Here is a 17,385-nt window from a genome sequence, read left to right on the forward strand (position 1 = left end):
GCCGAAGGCATCGACATGGCCGGGCCCGTCGACATGTCCGAGCCCGTCGGCGTGGCCGGGCTCCTGATACCGCCATCCTGCCAGCGCCGGTCCGCGCGGCCGCGGCCGCGGATGACTGGTCACGTGACAGAAGAGAGGCCGGCCGGCCTCGGCGATGATGGCTCTGGCCAGGGAGAACGTCCATCGCCACGGGAGTATGTGCATGACGGTCCAGTCACCCCGGCAGTCCGCTGTCGCCGCCGAGGCCTCCGTTCTGGGCCGGGACGCCGAGATCGAGCGGATCCTGCGGTGTGTGACACGCGAGCCCGGCGCCCCCCAGACCCTGCTGGTCCTCGGACAGGAGGGGATCGGACGCACGACCCTGCTGCGGCGCGTCCGCGAACTGGCCGCCGGTGAGGGCGTGCCGGTGCTCGCGGCGCAGGGCTGGGCCGGTGACCCCCGGCATGCCCGGACCTGTCTGCAGCAACTGCTGGCGGCGCCGGCCACGGGCGAACCGGCCGATCTGCCCGCCGCTTCCCGGCAGGTGCTGCCGGCCGTACTCCGCACAGACGGCCGGCCGGACGAGGAGGAGCTGCGGGCGGCGCTGACCGCGCGGCTGGACCGGCTCGCCGCCGGCCGGCCGGTACTGGTGTGCGTGGACGACGCCGACCTGTGCGACCGGGCCACCGTGGCGGCGCTGTTCGCCGCCGTCCGGCAACTGTCCGGCCGCCCGCTGACGGTACTGCTCGCCGCCCGCCGGGAGAACGCCCTGCCCGCCCTGCCCCCCGGCACCGAGACCCTGAACCTCGGCCCGCTGGACCACGCGTCGGCCGCCGCACTCCTGGACCGGCAGCCGGCACCGCCCACCGGCCGGCACCGGCTGGAGATCCTTACGGAGGCCGAGGGCAACCCGCTGGCCCTGGCCGAACTGGGGCGCGGCGCGTCCGGTCCCGCCGGAGCGGCACGGCACGCGCCCGCCGAGCCCGTCTTCGGCGTACGGCTGGACGCGCTTCCCGCGCGCACGCGGCGCGCCCTGCTCTACGCGGCGGCCGCCGGGCACGGCGAGACCGTAGCCGCTGTCATGACCGCTCTGGACACCGATGAACTCGCGGTGTGGGCCCCGGCGGAGGCGGCCGGACTCGTCTCGCTGGCCGAGGACCGGCTCGTCTTCCGGCATCCGCTGGCACGGTCGGCCGCGTACCTGCGGCACCCGGCGGGCGAGCGCCAGCGGGCGCACCGGGACCTGGCCGAGGTCGCCGTCGCGCCGGAGAGCAGGGCCCGCCACCTGGCCGCCGCCACCGTGGGAGCCGACGCGTTCGTGGCCACCGGGCTGGAGACCTCCGCCTGGCGGGGCGGCGACGCCGTCCGGGCCGCGCGCGCCCTGGAACAGGCGGCCCGGCTCAGCCCACGGCGGCCGGAACACGTGCGCCGGCTCGCCGAGGCCCTGACGGCGGCGCAGGCGGTGGGGGATCCCGGCTGGGTACGGGAGCTGTACGGCCGGCTCCTGCGCGAGTCCGCCGAGCCGGAGTCGGTCTGTGTCGCGGCCGGTGCCCTCGCCTCGGTCCTGTGCCACGAGTCCGCCCAGCGCGAGGCCTTCGAGCTGCTGGCCGCCGCCTCGGAGCACTTCCCCCTGATCGGCCGGCCGCTCGCGCTCACCCTGGCGGGCCTGGCCGCGGGGGTCGCCGACCAGTCCGGGCTCCCCGAACACCGCACGGCCCTGCCCGCACTGCTCGAACGGGCCCGCCGGGCGGCCGGCGCCGATTCCCATGGGACAGGTGCTCCGGGTGAGCTGGACGTGCCGGGTGTCCGGCGGGGTGACGGGGGTGCGGCGGGGGATCTCACGGCGGGTGGGCCCCCGGGGCAGCGGGAGGGGGCGATCACCGGGGGTGCGTCCGCTGCGACGGCCGGGGTTCCGGACGGGCCGGGGAGGTCTGGTGCAGCGCGGGCCGGCGGGGGCGAGGCGGGGTGTCCCGGGGCGGGTGGGCCCCTCGGGCGGCTGGACGCGCCCGGGACGGAGCGGGCGATGGAGGCGCTGGTCGCCGTGGTGGCCAGGCCGGAGACCGCCACCGGTGCACTGCGCGGTCTCGGCCGGCCGCCCCGCGCACCGCTCGGCGGGCCGGACGCGCCGGCCGGCCGGCTGGCGGCCGCCGCGGTGGCCCACCACGCCGACGAGGCCGACCTGGACCTGGGACAGGCCCGCCTGGCCGACGACCGGCTGCGCGGCACCCGCGCCTTCGGTCTGCGCGGCTGGTCGGTGCTCGGCCTGGTGGACACCCTCATCGCCGTCGGCCGGTTCACCGAGGCCAGAACCGTGCTCCACGACGCCCTGACCGAGGCGACGGTGCTGCGCCTGCCGCGCCTGCGGGCGGACCTGGAGACGCAGGCGCTGACCCTGCGGGCGCTGCGTGGCACCCTCCCCGCCGAACCCGGACTCACCCCGGCCGTCTGGCGCGCCGTCTGCCTGGACGAGAACCGGGCCACCCACGCCCGTCTGCTGCGCGCCCGCGGCCTCGCCGCCACGGCCCGCGGCGACTGGGACGACGCCTGGCGGCAGCTGCGCGAGCTGTTCACCGCGGACGGCTCGCCGCTGCACCCCTCCCTGTCGCCCCGGAGCATCGCCGAACTCGCCGTCACGGCCCAGCGGACCGGCCGGCCGGCCGAGGCCCTGCCGATCCTGGAGCGGGTGCGCGCCCGGCAGGGGGACCGGCCCAGCACCAGGATGACGCTGCTCCTGCACCACGCGACCGCCGTACTCGGCCCCGACGAGGAGGCCGAGGAGCACTTCCAGCTCGCCCTGGCCAACCACGCGGCGAACCGCTGGCCGTGGGAGTGCGGCCACGTCCGCCTCAACTACGCGCACTGGCTGCGCCGTTGCCGCCGGACCCTGGAGGCGCGCGGGCAGCTGACCACGGTCCTGGAGACCGCCGAACGCCTGGGCGCCGGACCCCTCGCGGCCGCCGCCGGCCGCGAACTGCGCGCCAGCGGAGCCGCCCCCGCCCCCGAGGCGGGCGGCCCGCTGGCGGAACTGACGGCACAGCAGCGGCAGATCGTCCAACTGGTGGCGCGCGGTCTGTCCAACCGGGAGATCGGCGAACGGCTCTTCCTCTCCCCGCGCACGATCGGCTCGCACCTCTACAAGGTGTACCCCAAGCTCGGCATCAGCAGCCGCCATCAGCTGCGTGACCTCGTGCAGGGCCGGTGAGGGGGGCCGGCGGGCCGGACGGAGCAGCGCCCATGCGGCCGGGACCGGCGGGCGGCGCCGTCGTCCTGGACCGGGCGGCGCAGCGCCTGGTCACCGCGTCCGCCACCCCGCCCGCCCTCGACGACCTCGCGCCGGACACGGCGCGGCGGGCGCTGCGCGAGACCCAGGCCGACCGGTTCGCGGACTTCGACGTGGACGCGGCCTTCCAGGCGGCCCCCGTCGGCCCGGCGGGGCTGCTCGGCTTCTGGACCGTCCGTCCCACGGCGGCCACCGGCCCGCTCCCGGCCCTGCTGTACCTGCACGGCGGCCGGTGGACGCTCGGCGACGCCCAGACCCACGCCCGTCTCATCAGCGATCTCGTCACCGGCGCCGGCGTGTGCGCGCTCGTCCCCGAGTACAGCCGCACCCCCGAGGCCCGCTACCCGCTGGCCCTGGAGGAGTGCTACGCCCTGCTGACCTGGGCGGCCGGCCGGGCCGGTGAACTCGGCCTGGACGCGGGCCGGCTGGCGGTGGCGGGCGACTGCGCCGGAGCCACCCTGGCGGCCGCCGTGACGATGCTGGCCAAGGTCCGGAACGGGCCGCGGATCGCCGCGCAGCTGCTCTACTACCCGCTCACCGACGCCCGCTGCGACAGTGCCTCGCAACGCCAGTTCGCCACCGGCTACCTGCTCACCCGCCGGGCACTGCGCGGCTACTGGGCCCGGTACGTCCCCGACCCGGCCCGGCGCGCCGAACCCACCGCGGCACCGCTGCGGGCCCGCCCCGAGCAACTGGCGGGACTGCCACCGGCCCTGGTGGTCACCGCGGAGGCCGACGTGGCCCGCGACGAGGGCGAGCTGTACGCGCGCCGGCTGACCGAGGCCGGTGTCGACGCGCTCTCGGTGCGCTTCCTCGGCACGATCCACGACTTCGTGGCCCTGCACGCCCTCGCCGACAGCCTGCCCGCCCGGGCCGCGATCCGGACGGGCTGTTCCTTTCTGCGGGCCCGGCTGTCCTGACGTACCCGGCACCGGCCGAGGACCAGTCGGCCGACTGATGCGCCGACGCCCCCCGCCGGGCGAAGCTGAGGGCATGCCAACCGCGATCGGCTCCCACGAGGAGAGACGCCGGCGTCCGGCCGACCCGGCGGGAGTCGGGGCCGGGGTCCTTCCGGCCGCCGCGCCGGCCGCCCGGGCCAGGATCCTGACCACCCGCACGGTGCCGCCGGACGAGAGCCTGGACTACTGGCACGACGCCGTGTTCGACACCCTGGTGGGGATGGACATCGCCACCGCGGGCGGCACCTACGACGCGACCCTGCGGACCGACCGGCTCGGCGACCTGCAGATCACCACGGTGGAGGCCGACCCCGGCCAGGTCCACCGGGCGCCACGCTTCATCGCCCGCGGCGACGGGCACCAGATCTTCGTCGCCGTCCAGAGCACCGGCCGGGCCCGTGTCGAACAGGACGGCCGCAGCGCCGAGATGCGCACCGGCGACATCGGGTTCTTCGAGACCATACGCCCGTTCCGCACCACGTTCCCGGAGCGCTTCCTGCTGAAGATCTTCGCGGTCCCACGCCGGCTGCTGCAGCTTCCGGAGGCCGACCTACGGCGGCTCACCGGGCGCGCGGTCCGCCCCCGCGGCGGGCTCCCCGCGCTGCTCGCGCCCCTGCTGGAGCGGCTGGCGGACACCTCCGAGTCGTACGCCACCCCGACGGCCGAGCGGCTGGCCGGGAGCGTCATCGACCTGGTGGCCGCCACCGCCGCGGAGCAGCTGGGCGGGGACCCCGCGGAACTGCCGGGCGCCGACGACGTCCTGCTGCTGCGCGTGCGGACGTACATCCGCTGGCATCTGTCGGACCCGGAACTCACCCCGTCCCTCATCGCCGCGGTGCACGGCATCTCGGTCCGCTCCCTGCACCGGCTGTTCCAGTCCGAGGGCACCACGGTGTGCGGGTGGATCCGCGAGCTGCGCCTGCACGAGTGCCGCAGGGAACTCGCCGCCCGGCCGCCCGGCACCGTCAGCCTGGGCCAGGTGGCCCGCCGCTGGGGCTTCACCGGCTCAGCCGGCTTCGGCAAGGCCTTCCGCAAGACCTTCGGACTGTCACCGACGGACTGGCTGGACCGGGTGCGGGCGGAGGGGACGCCATGCTGACGACGGTGTCCTGCGCCCTCCGGGAACCGGCCCCCGGAGACCGGCCCGCCGCCTGGCAGCGGGCACTGTCGGAGACCTTCGTCGACCTGGAGGTCACGGTGGACCAGGGCCGCCCCTGGACGGGCGAGCTCACCGCCCAGCGCCTGGGCGCCCTCCAGATCGCCACCGAGGAGTCCGGCCCCGGGACCGTCCTGCGCAGTGCCCGCGCGGTGGCCGCCGACCCGCGCGGGCACATCCTGGTCCGCCGCCAGCTGGCCGGCACCGCGCTGCTGCTCCAGGACGGCCGCACCGCCGAACTCCGCCCCGGCCGCCTGGCCTTCCACGACGCGCGGCGCCCGTTCCGGATCGTGCTCCCCGAGCGCCAGCGGGCGCGGATCCTCATGGTGCCCCGCGCCCTGCTGCGCCTGGAGGAACGGCACCTGCACGCGCTGACGGCCACGGTGGTGGACGAGGCCGAAGGGGGCGCGGCGGCCCTGCTGCTGCCGCTCCTGGACGGACTCGTCGACGAGGTCGGCCGGGCCGGACCGGCCCGGCGCGAGCAACTGGCCCGCACCGCCGCGGAGATCCTGGCCACCGTGGCCCTCGACCAGGCCGGCCGGGAGCCGGAGCCCGCCCTGTGGGAGCGGATCACCGCGTCGGCGGCGGCCCGGCTGGGCGAGAGCGGACTCACCCCGCGGGACCTCGCCGACCAGCACGCCATCTCGCTGCGCTATCTGCACCTCCTCTTCCAGCGCCACGGCACCACCGTCGGCGCCTGGCTGCGGACCCGGCGGCTGGAGGCGGCCCGCGAGGAGCTCGCCCGGCCCGGGTCGGCGCACCGGTCCATCGCCGCGGTGGCCGCCCGCTGGGGCTTCACCAGCCCCTCCCACTTCAGCCGGGCCTTCCGGGCGGCGTACGGCCTGTCACCGGCGCAGTGGCGGCGGACGGCCGCCGAGAACGTCCACGGGCCGCGGCCGGGACCTCCTACTCTTTCCGGTGACGGCCGGATCGAACTGACGGCCCGAGTGACGATGGAGCACGTATGACCGACGAGGCGATGGGTGACGACGTCTACCAGCCGGACGGTTCGGAGGTGCAGGACGACGCCGGTGTGCTGGACGCGTCCGACACCCTGGACTACCGGGCCGGAGAGGAGGCCCTGGACGAGGGCTACTCGCCGCCGGAGCGGCCCTGGGCCGTGGAGCACACGGGCGTCACGGCGGCGGAGGGGCAGCGCGGTGAGACCCTCGACGAGCGGCTCGCCGAGGAGGTCCCGGACATCGCCGCCCTGGAGGGCGACGACCTCGGCGACACCTGGGACACGGACGGCGAACTCCTCGACGACGAGGTCGGCGACGGCCGCGCCGGACGGCTGGTCGCACCGGACGAGGGCGCCCACGAGAACACCGAGACCGACCTGTTCGCCTCCGACCGGGGCCTGGACGGCGCCGGGGCGTCGGCGGAGGAGGCCGCGATGCACGTGATCCCCGACGCCGACACCTACTGACCGGCGCCGTCGGTTCAGGTCATGTGCCGCAGCAGTGCGGCGACCGCTGCCGAAGGCTCGCCGGGCGGGCGTACCACCATCACCTTCCAGCTCGGCGCGTGGCGGCCGAAACGGTAGATGGTCAGGTCCGGGAAGCGGTGGGCGATGGTCGGCGGCATGATGCAGACGCCGAGGTCGTTGCGGACCAGTTCGGACGCGGCCACGATGTCGTTGACCTCGAAGGTCGTGGCGCGTTCGACGCCGGCCGTCCGGAACGCGCGGTCGGCCGCGTCGCGGATCGCCCAGCCGGGAGGGAACTCCACCTGTGGCAGGTCGGCGATGCCGGCCAGGTCGACCGTGCCCCCGGGGCCGCTCGCGGTGAGGTTCCGGCGGGGCGAGGCCACCAGGACCATCTCCTCGTGGGACAGCAGTCTGGTCACCAGACCGCGCTGCTGCTGGCGGTCCAGGGCCACCACCGCCAGGTCCACCGTGCCCTCCCGCAGCCCCTGACGGAGATCGACGACCGCGGCCTGCCGCAACCGCACGACCACCTGCGGGTGTTCCTCCCGCAGCGCGGCGAGCGCGAGGTGCAGGTTGGCCCAGACCCCCTGCATCGTGCCGACCGTCACCCGGCCGCGCAGCTCTCCCCTGGCCGCCTCGACCGCCTCGCGGGCCAGCTCGGCGGCGCGCAGCGCCTGCCGTGCCGCCGGGACGAAGGCCTCCCCGGCCGGGGTGAGCCCGACCCGGTGGGTGGTCCGGGTGAACAGCGCGGTGCCCAGCTCGCGTTCGAGTGCGCGGACCGTGCCGGAGACCGCGGACTGGACCACGTGCAGCTGCCGTGCCGCCGCGGTGAACCCGCCCGCGTCCGCCACCGCGACGACGACTTCCATCTGCCGTAGGTCCATCATCCGCTCCCGCCGGCGCAGTGCCCCGCCTCGGCGGGGCGGCGATCTTCACAGCATCCTAGGCAGCCACCCGACGCCACCGGCGGTCGTACGGCCCTACGCCGGGCGTTTCGCGCCCGGCCGGAGCTCGGTCAGCCAGTACAGCAGCGCCAGCACCGGCAGGGCCGCCGCGAACAGACTGACCGCGTTCCAGCCGCCGGCCCGGTAGGCGATCGAGCCGAACTGCGAACCGAGGGCGCCGCCGATGAAGAAGATCGCGATGAAGGCGCTGTTGAGACGGGCGCGGGCGAGGGGGTCGAGCTGGTAGACGGTGTGCTGGCCGAGGATGAGGCTGGTCTGGACGGCCGCGTCCAGCGCGACGGCTCCGAGGGCGATCAGGAGCACGCTGTGCTGACCGAAGCCGGCTATGACGAAGGCCAGCGCGGCGAGCCCGAGCGCGGCACCGGTCATCGGCCGGGTCAGCCCGTGGTCGGCCCAGCGTCCGGCGAGCGGCGCCACGGCCGCGCCGGCGGCTCCGACCAGTGCGAACACCCCGACACCGACGGCGGAGTAGTGGAAGTACGGTCCGGTCAGGACGTACGAGACGGTGGTCCAGAAGGCACTGAAGGCACCGAACATCGCCGCCTGGTAGAGGCCGCGGCGCAGCAGCGCGGGGTGCGTGCGCACCAGCGCCGCCGTGGAGCGCAGCACGTGGTGGTAGGGCACCGACGTGGTCGGCGCCTGCCGGGGCAGGGCCAGCCGCAGCGCCACACCCAGCAGCGCCATCAGGACGGCCGAGCCGAGGTAGACGACCCGCCAGCCGGCGGTGCCGGACACCAGGCTGCTGAGCGTGCGGGAGAGCAGGATGCCGGTGAGCAGGCCGCTCATCACCCGGCCGACGATCCGGCCGCGCGCGTGGTCGGGCGCCAGACTCGCGGCGAACGGCACCAGGATCTGCGCGACCACGGAGGTGGCACCGCTGATCAGGGAGGCGATCAGCAGCATCGGGAAACCGGTCGCGAGACCCGCCGCCACCAGGGCGAGGGTGGTGATCGCCAGCAGCGTGGTGATGAGGCTCCGCTTCTCCAGCCGGTCACCGAGCGGGACCAGGAAGATCATGCCGATCACGTAGCCGACCTGGGTGAGCGTGATCAGCGCGCCCGCGGTGGCCTCGCCGATGTGGAAGACGCCGCGCAGCTCGGACAGCAGGGGCTGGGCGTAGTAGAGGTTGGCGACCGTCATGCCGGAGGCGACGGCGAACAGCGCGATCAGCCAGCCCGGCACCCCGTGGGCGGGCCCGGCGGCGGCCTTCCGGTGCGGGGAGCTGACTTCGGACGACGACTGGGACACGGGGACCTTCCTCACGGGAGCTGTGACTCTCACTGCGCACAGCGCTCCGCCGCCCGCGATGCTTCCCCGTGCGGAGCGATGGATGAGGATGTCAGTCATCTCACCCGAAGATGACCGCGGTACCCGGCGCCGGGCGTGCGCTGCGGGGTGGCCGGAAGTGCGCTGGAGGGCAACCGCCCGGCGCGGCCGGCTCCTACGGTGAGGCGGGACGGCGCCGGAACGACCGGCGATCCCCGCGCAACTCCAGGAGACTCGCATGTCCGAATCCCTCACGCCCGTCAAGCCGGTGCTCGAACCCGCCGCCCAGGCCTTCGTCGAGGCCACCGCCAACCCGCCCTACCTCTTCGACCTCGCCCCCGCGGAGGGCCGCAAGGCGGTCGACGAGGTGCAGTCCGGCGAGATCGCCAAGCCCGCCGTCGACGAGGAGTGGATCACTGTCCAGGGCGGCCCCACCGGCACCGTCCGGGCCCGCATCGTGAAGCCCGCCGGCGCCACCGGAACCCTGCCGGTGATCATCTACATCCACGGCGCCGGCTGGGTCTTCGGCAACGCCCACACCCACGACCGCCTGGTCCGCGAACTGGCTGTCGGCGCGAACGCCGCCGTGGTCTTCCCCGAGTACGACCTCTCGCCCGAGGTGCGCTACCCGGTCGCCATCGAGCAGAACTGGACCGTCGCCCAGTGGGTCGTGGAACAGGGTGCGACGAAGGACCTGGACGCCAGCCGGATCGCGGTGGCCGGTGACTCGGTCGGCGGGAACATGACGGCCGCGCTGACCCTGATGGCCAAGGAGCGCGGCGGCCTCCCGCTGCTCCAGCAGGTGCTGTTCTACCCGGTGACCGACGCGAACTTCGACACGCCGTCCTACCACCAGTTCGCCGAGGGCTACTTCCTGCGCCGCGACGGCATGTTCTGGTTCTGGGACCAGTACACGACCGACGAGGCCGAGCGCGCCCAGATCACCGCGTCCCCGCTGCGCGCCACCGTCGAGCAGCTCAAGGACCTGCCCCCCGCCCTGGTCGTCACCGGCGAGGCCGACGTGCTGCGCGACGAGGGCGAGGCGTACGCCAACAAGCTGCGCGAGGCCGGGGTGCCGGTCACCGCGGTCCGCTTCCAGGGCATCATCCACGACTTCGTGATGCTCAACGCCCTGCGTGGGACGCACGCCGCCGAGGCCGCCATCTCGATGGCCGTACGCACCCTGCACGCGGCCCTGCACACCGCCTGATCCGCGGACCGGCGTGAGCACGGGCGAGCCGTCCGGGCTCGGCCGCCCGCACCTCGGGCACCCCAGGGAACAGCAGGCCGAACACCGCCTCGGGCCCGGGCGGAACGCGAGGAGGCCGGGCCGGCGGAGGTGGTCGACACCGCCGCCTTCGACCTGAGCGCCGGCCTCGCGCAGCCCGTCCCCGGCCACCCGGCCGCCGGATACGACGTCGACACGGACCTCGGTCCCGACGCGCGACGGCCGGCCCCGTCAGCCCCCGCCCGCGTTGACCGCGGACAGCCGAGAAGGAACCCCCATGACCGACCCCGCACCCACCGTCGTCCTGGTGCACGGCGCCTTCGCCGACGCCTCCAGCTTCGCCCGGGTCATCCCCGAGCTGCTCGCCGGCGGGCTGAAGGTGCTCGCCCCGGCCGTGCCGAACCGCAGTCTGACCGGCGACGCCGCGTACATCGCCTCGGTGGTCCGTGCGCTGCCCGGCCCCGTCGTCCTGGTGGGGCACTCCTACGGTGGTGCCGTCATCACCGTCGCGGGCGCCGAGGACAACGTGCGGGCCCTCGTCTACCTGGCCGGCTACGCCCTGGAGGAGGGCGAGAGCCTCGGCGAGCTGCAGGGCCGGTTCCCCGACTCCGAGCTGGCCTCGGCCCTGGTGTACACGCCGTTCCCGGTCGCGGGGTCGGACGAGCCCGGCACCGACGTGACGGTGGAGACCGACCGGTTCCCCGCGATCTTCGCCGCCGACGTCGACCCGGACCTGGCCGAGGTGCTCGCCGTCTCCCAACGGCCCCTGGCCGGCGCGGCCTTCGCCGAGCCGGCCCCGGTCGCGGCCTGGAAGACCAAGCCCTCCTGGGGCCTGGTCGCCTCCTCGGACCGCACCATCAACCCCGACGTCGAGCGCTACGGCTACGAGCGCGCCGGCATGACCGTCGTCGAGGTGGACTCCTCCCACCTGGTCATGCTCGCCCACCCCGAGAAGGTCGCCGCCCTGATCCTGGAGGCGGCCCGGAGCCTCGCCGCGGAGTGACCCGCCAAGGGTGACACCAGGGGGCCGCGCACCGGCGCGGACCGGGCGCGGCCCCCTGGTGCGCACCCGCGCCCCGGGCCGTCGGCCTAGCCCTGCGCGGCCGGCTTCCAGTCCTGGGCCAGGAGGCCGAGGAGCACCTCGTCGAGGAACTCGCCCATCACCCAGGCCGCGGAGCGCAGTACGCCTTCGCGGACGAAGCCGTTGCGTTCGGCGGAGCGCAGCATCGCGGCGTTGTCCGCCAGCGTGTCGACCTGCAGCCGCCGCAGTCCGCGCACGACGAAGCCGTAGTGGCACAGCACGGCGACCACGTCGGTGCCGTAGCCCTTGCCGCGGGCGGACGGCAGCAGCCCGAGCCCCAGGTGCGCGGACCGGTTGTGGGTGTCGAGGCCCCACAGCATGGCGCTGCCGACCAGCGTGCCGCCCTCCAGCTCCACCACGGAGAACGGGACGTTCCCCTCCTCCGCGTCGGCCACCACGAACGGCGCTTCCTTGGAGCCGGGCGTGAACGGCCGCCACGGCCGGCCGTTGGCCCGCGAGGCGGTGACCACGTCGTCGTGGAGTTCGGCCTGCAGGACGGGGACGTCCGCCTCGTACCGGGCCCTGAGCCCGACCTTGCTACCCCTGAGCATGCAAGCTTCCTATCCGACCCGGCCGACCGGCGGCAAACGAATAAGGCCCGCCCGGGCCGGTGACCGCGGACCGGCGCCCCCCGCCGACGGGGGCCCGACGCGAGGATGATGCGCCACGACGGCAGGGCGGGGTGCACGCTCGGCACGCGCCGCGGTGCCCGCGGCCGTCCCGGCTGGACCCCTGTCCCGGCCGCGGCGAACGGGCCGGCCTCCGCGGCCCGCGGGCCGTCGCCGGCCGCCTCACCGCCGCGGCCGCTGCCCGCCCGGCCCGCCGTACCCGAGCGGCCGCGTGCACGTCCGCCGTGCCGCCGCCCGGCGGACGTCCTCGACCGGCGGCTTGCCGTGGCGCGGGCCAGCCGTACGGGGTGCCGGGCTTCGAGGACGGGGTCGCGCCGTCCGACGAGCGGCGGGAGGCGCTTCAGGATCAGGCGGTCCGAGGCGTGTCCGGGGATTCCCCGAACGCCTTGAGGATCCGCTCGGCGGCCAGCGTCGCCGTCAACGTGCCGTCCCTGACCTGCCGTTCGAGGTCGGGGGCGGCCGCCCGCACCGCCGGATGGGCGGACAGCCGGCCGAGCACCTCCTCCCGCACCATCGACCAGGTCCAGCCGACCTGCTGCTCACGGCGCTTCCGGGCGAGCCGCCCGGTGGAGTCGAGCAGCGCCCGGTGCTGCTCGAGGCGCTCCCAGACGACGTCCAGCCCCGTCGCCTCACGGGCGCTGCAGCTCAGCACCGGCGGCGTCCAGAAGGCGTCCTTGCCGTGCATCAGCCGCAGCGCGCCAGCCAGTTCGCGTGCCGCGGACCGCGCGTCCCGTTCGTGCGGACCGTCCGCCTTGTTGACGGCGATCACGTCGGCCAGCTCCAGGACGCCCTTCTTGATGCCCTGGAGCTGGTCGCCGGTACGGGCCAGGCTGAGCAGCAGGAAGGAGTCGACCATGTCGGCGACCGCGGTCTCGGACTGCCCGACGCCCACGGTCTCGACCAGGATCACGTCGTACCCGGCGGCCTCCATGACCACCATCGACTCGCGGGTCGCCTTGGCCACCCCGCCGAGGGTGCCCGCGCTGGGGGAGGGCCGGACGAAGGCGGCCGGGTCGACCGACAGCCGCTCCATCCGGGTCTTGTCGCCGAGGATCGAGCCTCCGGTCCGGGTGGACGACGGGTCCACGGCGAGCACGGCGACCCGGTGGCCGAGCCCGGTCAGCAGCGTCCCGAACGCGTCGATGAACGTCGACTTGCCCACGCCCGGCACCCCGCTGATGCCGATCCGCCGCGCCCGGCCGCTGTGCGGAAGCAGCTCGGTGAGCAACTCCTGCGCCAGCACCCGGTGCTGCGGACGGGTGGACTCGACCAGGGTGATCGCGCGGGCGACGACCGCGCGCCTGTGGTCGAGCACACCCTTCACATAGGCGTCGACGTCCATCACAGGTCGTGCCCGAGTTCCGCCGACAGCCGCTTCACCAGGTCGTGGGCCGCGTCCGGGATCACCGTCCCGGGCGGGAAGACGGCGGTGGCGCCCATCTCCAGCAGGGTCGGCACGTCCTGCGGCGGGATCACCCCGCCGACCACGATCATGATGTCCGCCCGGCCCTCCTCGGCGAGCTTCTCGCGCAGCGCCGGTACGAGGGTGAGGTGGCCGGCCGCCAGCGAGGAGACGCCGACCACGTGGACGTCGGCCTCCACCGCCTGGCGGGCGACCTCCTCCGGGGTCTGGAACAGCGGGCCGACGTCGACGTCGAAGCCGAGGTCGGCGAAGGCCGTGGCGATCACCTTCTGGCCGCGGTCATGGCCGTCCTGGCCCATCTTGGCGACCAGGATGCGCGGACGGCGCCCCTCGGCCTCGTCGAAGGCGTCGACCAGGGCCCGGGTGCGGTCCACGTTCGGGGACTCGCCGGCTTCGTTGCGGTACACACCGGAGATCGTACGGATCTGGCTCGCGTGCCGCCCGTACACCTTCTCCAGGGCGTCGGAGATCTCGCCGACGGTCGCCTTGGCGCGGGCCGCGTTCACCGCCAGCTCGAGCAGGTTGCCCTCGCCGTCCGCCGCGCGGGTCAGTGCGTCGAGCGCGGCCCGGCACGCGACGTCGTCCCGCTCCGCGCGCAGCCGCCGCAGCTTCTCGATCTGCTGGGTGCGCACCGAGGAGTTGTCGACCTTGAGGACCTCGATCTGCTCGTCGCTGTCCACCCGGTACTTGTTGACGCCGATCACCGGCTGCCGCCCGGAGTCGATCCGCGCCTGGGTCCGCGCGGCCGCCTCCTCCACGCGCAGCTTCGGGATGCCGGCGTCGATGGCCTGGGCCATCCCGCCCGCCTGCTCGACCTCCTGGATGTGCGCCCAGGCCTTGCGCGCGAGGTCGTAGGTCAGCCGCTCCACGTAGGCGCTGCCGCCCCAGGGGTCGATGACCCGGGTCGTCCCCGACTCCTGCTGGATCAGCAGCTGGGTGTTGCGGGCGATGCGCGCCGAGAAGTCCGTCGGGAGCGCGAGGGCCTCGTCGAGGGCGTTGGTGTGCAGCGACTGGGTGTGGCCCTGGGTCGCCGCCATCGCCTCCACACAGGTCCGCGTCACGTTGTTGAAGACGTCCTGCGCGGTCAGCGACCAGCCCGAGGTCTGCGAATGGGTGCGCAGGGACAGGGACTTGGTGTTCTGCGGCTCGAACTGCGCGACCAGCTTGGCCCACAGCAGCCGGGCCGCGCGCAGCTTGGCGATCTCCATGAAGAAGTTCATGCCGATCGCCCAGAAGAAGGAGAGCCGCGGGGCGAACGCGTCCACGTCCAGGCCGGCCTCGCGTCCCGCGCGGATGTACTCGACCCCGTCCGCCAGCGTGTACGCCAGCTCCAGGTCGGCCGTGGCACCGGCCTCCTGGATGTGGTAGCCGGAGATGGAGATCGAGTTGTAACGGGGCATCCGCTGCGAGGTGTAGGCGAAGATGTCGGAGATGATCCGCATCGACGGCTTCGGCGGATAGATGTAGGTGTTGCGGACCATGAACTCCTTGAGGATGTCGTTCTGGATGGTCCCGGCCAGCTTCTCGGGTGGTACTCCCTGTTCCTCGGCCGCCACGATGTACAGCGCGAGCACCGGCAGCACGGCGCCGTTCATCGTCATCGAGACGGTCATCCGGTCCAGCGGGATCCCGTCGAAGAGCCGGCGCATGTCGAGGATCGAGTCGATGGCCACGCCCGCCATGCCGACGTCACCGGTCACCCGAGGGTGGTCGCTGTCGTAGCCCCGGTGGGTGGGCAGGTCGAAGGCGACCGACAGGCCCTTCTGGCCGGCCGCGAGGTTGCGCCGGTAGAAGGCGTTGGACTCCTCGGCGGTGGAGAAGCCCGCGTACTGGCGGATGGTCCAGGGCTGGTTGACGTACATCGTCGGGTAGGGGCCGCGCAGGTACGGCGCGATGCCCGGGTAGGTCCCGAGGAAGTCCAGTCCCTCCAGGTCACGGCCGGTGTAGAGCGGCTTGACCCCGATGCCCTCCGGGGTCTCCCACACCGGGGCCTCGCCGCCGGAGGCGTGCTTGACGGCCGTACGCCACTGCGCGTCACCGCCCTCGGTGACGGGGGTCCCCAGTTCGATGCCGGAGAAGTCGGGGATTCCCATCAGGACACTCCCATGCGGTCGAGGGTCTCGGACAGCACGGCCACGGCGTCGCAGCCCGCGAAGACGTGACCGTCGACGCCGGCGTACTCGCCCCGGCCGGCGAGGAACACGTGCCCGGCACCGGCATCCTTCAGCGACCGGGCGGTCGGCTCGGCCTGTTCGGCGTAGAGCGCGTCGCTGGAGCACAGCACCGCCTCGGTGGCACCGCTCTCCTCGAAACTGCCCTCGGTGACGGGTTCGATGCCGCCGGCCTGGAAGAGGTTGGCGGCGAAACCGGCGCGGGCGGTGTGGGCCGCGGCCGGGCCGATCGTCGCCAGGTAGATCCGGGGGCGGGCGCCGGTCGCCGCGAGGTGGGCGTCCGAGCGGGCACGCAGCTCCTCGTACGCCTCGTCCCGGCGCACCCGGGGGAGCCCGCCGGACGGCGGCTCGGGGGCGGGCTCGCGCACCGGCGTCCTCTCGGCCAGGTGCGGGAACTCGCTGACGCCGGTGACGGGTTCGCGGCGCCTGGCGAGCTTCTTGGAGCGCTCCGCCCAGGTCGTCGCGAGGTCCGTGCGCAGCCGGCCGGAACGGAGCACGGCCGCCTGGCCGCCGTCCCGCTCGATCGACCGGAAGTACTCCCAGCCCGCGTGGGCGAGTTCGTCGGTGAGCCGCTCCACGTACCAGGAGCCGCCCGCCGGGTCGACGACCCGGGCCAGGTGCGACTCCTCGACCAGGATCGTCGAGGTGTTGCGGGCGATACGGCGGGCGAACGCGTCCGGCAGGCCCAGCGCGTGGTCGAACGGCAGCACGGTGACCGCGTCGGCGCCGCCCACCCCGGCGGCGAGCGTGGCCACCGTGGTGCGCAGCATGTTCACCCACGGGTCGCGGCGGCTCATCATCACCGGCGAGGTGACCGCGTGCTGCACCTGGGCGCCCGCGCCGGGCGCCCCGCTGACCTCGGCGACCCGCGCCCACAGCCGGCGCGCGGCGCGCAGCCTGGCGATCGTCAGGAACTGGTCGGCGGTCGCCGCGTACCGGAACTCCAGCTGTCCGAGGGCCTGTTCGACGTCCAGTCCGGCCTCGGTCAGCGCCCGCAGGTAGGCCACCCCGGTGGCCAGCGAGGCACCCAGCTCCTGCCCGGCCGAGCCGCCCGCCTCGTGGTACGGCAGCGCGTCCACGGTCACCGCGCGCAGCCCCGGGAACTCCTCCGCGCACCGCCGCGCGAGGGCGGCGACGGGTGCGAAGTCCAGCGACTCACCCGTACGCGCCTCGAACCCCAGCGGGTCGGCGCCCAGATTGCCGCGTACGGCCTCGGGGTCGACACCCTTCTCGTCGTACAGCCGGAACAGCTCGGCGGCCGCTCCCGCCACCTCGCGGCCGGCGTCGAGGACGACCGGGGCCAGGTCGAGGTAGACACCGTCGAGGGCGCGGGCGAGGCCGGAGACCGGGATGCCGCCCTGGCCGGCCAGCAGCCAGAGCGAGGTGACGCCGTTCTCCAGATCGGCCAGGAGCGCGCCGTCGGGGGCGGTGGCGTGCCGCTGCCTTATGTCCCAGCCGCCGGCGGTGCTCCCCTCGGGCCGGCCGCCGCGCACGAACGGCGCGAAGCCGGGCAGGCCGGGGTCGGGCGCGGTGTCGCGCGCGGTGTAGAGGGGGCGGGTGCGCAGCCCGTCCTCCAGCGTCGTGGACAGGGCGTCCTCAGCGGCCTCGCCCGAGACTTCCCTGCCCGACTTGCGCAGTACGCCCGCCACGAGGTGTTGCCACTGCTCGTGTGTCGCGTCAGGGAACTCGGCGGCCAGTGAGAGCCCGTCGTCAGGCAGGACCGTCATGCTCGGATGCTAGGGCAGCGGGCCGAAGGCGCACGGGTGACGGGGCTGTGAGCTTGCCCTCTCCGTGATTGTGACCTGCGCCTCCCGTGGGG

13 protein-coding genes are annotated in these 17,385 nt (G+C 74.7%); 7 read left to right on the plus strand and 6 right to left on the minus strand.

The window, feature by feature from the left end:
* The first annotated feature begins 202 nt into the window (after nt 1-202).
* The 5 genes from ACFXI4_RS30245 to ACFXI4_RS30265 all read left to right on the plus strand — a co-directional run bounded on the left by ACFXI4_RS30245 (nt 203) and on the right by ACFXI4_RS30265 (nt 6,803).
* Complete coding sequence (locus ACFXI4_RS30245) at nt 203-3,181, plus strand: AAA family ATPase (protein ID WP_384996900.1); 2,979 nt, start codon at nt 203-205, stop codon at nt 3,179-3,181.
* A gap of 32 nt (nt 3,182-3,213) precedes the next feature.
* Entirely contained in the window at nt 3,214-4,179 is a 966-nt protein-coding gene (locus ACFXI4_RS30250) for an alpha/beta hydrolase (RefSeq protein WP_384996902.1), read from the plus strand.
* Between the two features lie 73 nt (nt 4,180-4,252).
* Entirely contained in the window at nt 4,253-5,317 is a 1,065-nt protein-coding gene (locus ACFXI4_RS30255; RefSeq protein ID WP_384996904.1) for a helix-turn-helix domain-containing protein, read from the plus strand.
* Entirely contained in the window at nt 5,311-6,342 is a 1,032-nt protein-coding gene (locus ACFXI4_RS30260; RefSeq protein WP_384996906.1) for a helix-turn-helix domain-containing protein, read from the plus strand. The genes ACFXI4_RS30255 and ACFXI4_RS30260 overlap by 7 nt, the downstream gene beginning before the upstream one ends.
* The gene (locus tag ACFXI4_RS30265; RefSeq protein WP_362725527.1) at nt 6,339-6,803 is read left to right on the plus strand and encodes a DUF5709 domain-containing protein; all 465 of its coding nucleotides are present in this window, start codon (nt 6,339-6,341) and stop codon (nt 6,801-6,803) included. Before ACFXI4_RS30260 ends, ACFXI4_RS30265 begins: the two co-directional genes overlap by 4 nt.
* A 14-nt stretch (nt 6,804-6,817) precedes the next feature.
* Here ACFXI4_RS30265 and ACFXI4_RS30270 read toward each other — a convergent pair whose 3' ends face one another.
* Together ACFXI4_RS30270 and ACFXI4_RS30275 are read right to left on the minus strand one after the other, a co-directional pair.
* Entirely contained in the window at nt 6,818-7,687 is an 870-nt protein-coding gene (locus ACFXI4_RS30270; RefSeq protein ID WP_384996908.1) for a LysR family transcriptional regulator, read from the minus strand.
* 96 nt (nt 7,688-7,783) lie between these two features.
* Nucleotides 7,784-8,950, minus strand: a complete 1,167-nt coding sequence (locus tag ACFXI4_RS30275) for an MFS transporter (RefSeq protein WP_384997057.1) — start codon at nt 8,948-8,950, stop codon at nt 7,784-7,786.
* 322 nt (nt 8,951-9,272) lie between these two features.
* On the opposite strand from ACFXI4_RS30275, the gene ACFXI4_RS30280 reads away from it, so the two are divergent.
* Both ACFXI4_RS30280 and ACFXI4_RS30285 read left to right on the plus strand, forming a co-directional pair.
* Nucleotides 9,273-10,244, plus strand: a complete 972-nt coding sequence (locus tag ACFXI4_RS30280) for an alpha/beta hydrolase (RefSeq protein WP_384996910.1) — start codon at nt 9,273-9,275, stop codon at nt 10,242-10,244.
* Between the two features lie 295 nt (nt 10,245-10,539).
* Nucleotides 10,540-11,265, plus strand: a complete 726-nt coding sequence (locus ACFXI4_RS30285; protein ID WP_384996912.1) for an alpha/beta fold hydrolase — start codon at nt 10,540-10,542, stop codon at nt 11,263-11,265.
* A gap of 86 nt (nt 11,266-11,351) precedes the next feature.
* On the opposite strand, the gene ACFXI4_RS30290 is transcribed toward ACFXI4_RS30285, so the two are convergent.
* The 4 genes from ACFXI4_RS30290 to ACFXI4_RS30305 form a co-directional block, all read right to left on the minus strand.
* Nucleotides 11,352-11,894 (minus strand): GNAT family N-acetyltransferase, encoded by a 543-nt coding sequence (locus tag ACFXI4_RS30290; RefSeq protein ID WP_384996914.1) that lies wholly within the window; start codon nt 11,892-11,894, stop codon nt 11,352-11,354.
* A gap of 424 nt (nt 11,895-12,318) precedes the next feature.
* Nucleotides 12,319-13,317: a methylmalonyl Co-A mutase-associated GTPase MeaB gene (gene meaB, locus ACFXI4_RS30295; protein WP_384996916.1), complete on the minus strand. Its 999-nt coding sequence runs from the start codon at nt 13,315-13,317 to the stop codon at nt 12,319-12,321.
* On the minus strand, nt 13,314-15,488 hold the full coding sequence (gene scpA / locus ACFXI4_RS30300; RefSeq protein ID WP_384996918.1) for a methylmalonyl-CoA mutase: 2,175 nt from the start codon (nt 15,486-15,488) through the stop codon (nt 13,314-13,316). Before scpA ends, meaB begins: the two co-directional genes overlap by 4 nt.
* The gene (locus ACFXI4_RS30305; RefSeq protein WP_384996920.1) at nt 15,488-17,293 is read right to left on the minus strand and encodes a methylmalonyl-CoA mutase family protein; all 1,806 of its coding nucleotides are present in this window, start codon (nt 17,291-17,293) and stop codon (nt 15,488-15,490) included. The genes scpA and ACFXI4_RS30305 overlap by 1 nt, the downstream gene beginning before the upstream one ends.
* Between the last annotated feature and the right edge of the window lie 92 nt (nt 17,294-17,385).

Source organism: Streptomyces sp. NPDC059224, assembly GCF_042754285.1.
In the GTDB taxonomy this organism is placed as follows: Bacteria; Actinomycetota; Actinomycetes; order Streptomycetales; family Streptomycetaceae; genus Streptomyces.

Bases quoted from the DNA above. Each gene is read 5' to 3' on its own strand.
- ACFXI4_RS30245 (WP_384996900.1), top strand. From the start codon at position 203: ATGACGGTCCAGTCACCCCGGCAGTCCGCTGTCGCCGCCGAGGCCTCC.
- ACFXI4_RS30250 (WP_384996902.1), top strand. From the start codon at position 3,214: ATGCGGCCGGGACCGGCGGGCGGCGCCGTCGTCCTGGACCGGGCGGCG.
- ACFXI4_RS30255 (WP_384996904.1), top strand. From the start codon at position 4,253: ATGCCAACCGCGATCGGCTCCCACGAGGAGAGACGCCGGCGTCCGGCC.
- ACFXI4_RS30260 (WP_384996906.1), top strand. From the start codon at position 5,311: ATGCTGACGACGGTGTCCTGCGCCCTCCGGGAACCGGCCCCCGGAGAC.
- ACFXI4_RS30265 (WP_362725527.1), top strand. From the start codon at position 6,339: ATGACCGACGAGGCGATGGGTGACGACGTCTACCAGCCGGACGGTTCG.
- ACFXI4_RS30270 (WP_384996908.1), bottom strand. From the start codon at position 7,687: ATGGACCTACGGCAGATGGAAGTCGTCGTCGCGGTGGCGGACGCGGGC.
- ACFXI4_RS30280 (WP_384996910.1), top strand. From the start codon at position 9,273: ATGTCCGAATCCCTCACGCCCGTCAAGCCGGTGCTCGAACCCGCCGCC.
- ACFXI4_RS30285 (WP_384996912.1), top strand. From the start codon at position 10,540: ATGACCGACCCCGCACCCACCGTCGTCCTGGTGCACGGCGCCTTCGCC.
- ACFXI4_RS30290 (WP_384996914.1), bottom strand. From the start codon at position 11,894: ATGCTCAGGGGTAGCAAGGTCGGGCTCAGGGCCCGGTACGAGGCGGAC.
- scpA (WP_384996918.1), bottom strand. From the start codon at position 15,488: ATGGGAATCCCCGACTTCTCCGGCATCGAACTGGGGACCCCCGTCACC.
- ACFXI4_RS30305 (WP_384996920.1), bottom strand. From the start codon at position 17,293: ATGACGGTCCTGCCTGACGACGGGCTCTCACTGGCCGCCGAGTTCCCT.